Origin of the sequence: Bowmanella denitrificans (genome assembly GCF_039522935.1) — a bacterium.
Classification (GTDB): domain Bacteria; phylum Pseudomonadota; class Gammaproteobacteria; order Enterobacterales; family Alteromonadaceae; genus Bowmanella; species Bowmanella denitrificans.
On record NZ_BAAAEI010000007.1, the window covers coordinates 45,909 to 47,177 of the forward strand.

Sequence of the window (1,269 nt, forward strand, 5' to 3'; positions counted from 1 at the left end):
ATGGCGCGTGTGGAAGGATTCGAACCTCCGACCGCCTGGTTCGTAGCCAGGTACTCTATCCAGCTGAGCTACACACGCGTGATACTTAAATTCTTTGCTAATAACTGCGAGAAGGCAAGCTTCCCTGTCACAGCGAGCGCGCATTCTACATGGCTGACCGGGAAATGCAATAGTAGCAGCTGATTTTATTTATAATAACGCTGTGACTGGCTAAGGTCTGCTCGGTTTATGTTGAAAAGTGACTTATATTCTAGACTACACCTTGACGAAGAAGGGATACAAATGGATGAGAGCCAATATCATTACCGTGCTGACAGGCTTATTGATAAGCAGCTTGGGAGCGCAGGCCATGGGATTTTTTAAGAAATGTATGTTTTCTGCTGTTGAGGGGACAGTACTGTTGAATGGTAAGCCCGCCGAGGGTGTTAGAGTATTACGCGGATACAGGTGGTCAGCCAATGATGAAGATAAAGAAGATTCATCTACCACAGATAAAAACGGACAGTTTACCCTACCACCAATATACAGCCACTCACTAAGTATCTCTCTGCTTCCAACTCATGAACCAGGCGTAAATCAGTATATGATCTTTGAGTATCAGGGAAAAAAATATGATGCCTGGAGCTTCTATAGAACAAACTATGAATCCGGTGGAGAAATGGGAATGTCCCCTTTGAAACTGAGATGTGAATTAAGCTCGGAATTTACAGAATTCAACGCCGCCGACTCAACAAAAAGTTACTTCGGAATCTGTGAAATTACCAATTAGCCGGAAAATGCAGCTTCCGTCAGGTTACCAGCCAAGGCAAAACGGGTATCGCCGCCCAGGCCCCAATAATAAATTCAGCCGACGGCGGTTAGGGCCTTTGGCCTGGATGCCTGATGATTAAGATGGCTTGATTACTGATAGCTGACAGCGGAGCTCGCGTTACTGCGTGGAAGGATTATGCTGGGCTTTCTGCCCGCCGCCCTGCGGGCCATCGCTGTAGAGCGCGATGTTCAAAAGTGCTCCTGGCATTTTTTGTCGAACCTGGGAGGTTTTACTCCATCTCACGACATACCAAATAAAAGAAATAGGCTCTATGGCTTTGTCATAGCTGACTGCGGTGCTCGCGCGTTACTGCGTGGAAGGATTACGCTGGGCTTCCTGCCCAGCGCCCTGCGGGCCGTCGCTGTAAGGCACGACGTTCAAAAATGCTCCTGGCATTTTTGTCGAACCTGGGAGGTTCTTACCCCGTCCCACGACATACCGAATAAAAGAAAAAGGCT

General features: G+C 47.8%; 2 protein-coding genes and 1 tRNA gene. 2 read left to right on the top strand and 1 reads right to left on the bottom strand.

The genetic code is table 11. The annotated features are described in order from the left end of the window. Position 1: 1 nt before the first annotated feature. Positions 2 to 78: transfer RNA gene (locus ABD028_RS08480), tRNA-Arg, on the bottom strand. 208 nt (positions 79 to 286) lie between these two features. Between ABD028_RS08480 and ABD028_RS08485 the strand changes: the two genes are divergently transcribed. Next, positions 287 to 769 carry a DUF6795 domain-containing protein gene (locus ABD028_RS08485; protein ID WP_343844154.1) on the top strand — a complete coding sequence of 161 codons (483 nt, stop codon included), beginning with the start codon at positions 287 to 289 and terminating at the stop codon, positions 767 to 769. A 177-nt stretch (positions 770 to 946) separates the two neighbouring features. Next, a partial coding sequence (locus tag ABD028_RS08490; RefSeq protein WP_343844156.1) for a hypothetical protein occupies positions 947 to 1,269 on the top strand: 323 nt, incomplete at its 3' end.

Bases quoted from the DNA above. Each gene is read 5' to 3' on its own strand.
- ABD028_RS08485 (WP_343844154.1), top strand. From the start codon at position 287: ATGAGAGCCAATATCATTACCGTGCTGACAGGCTTATTGATAAGCAGC.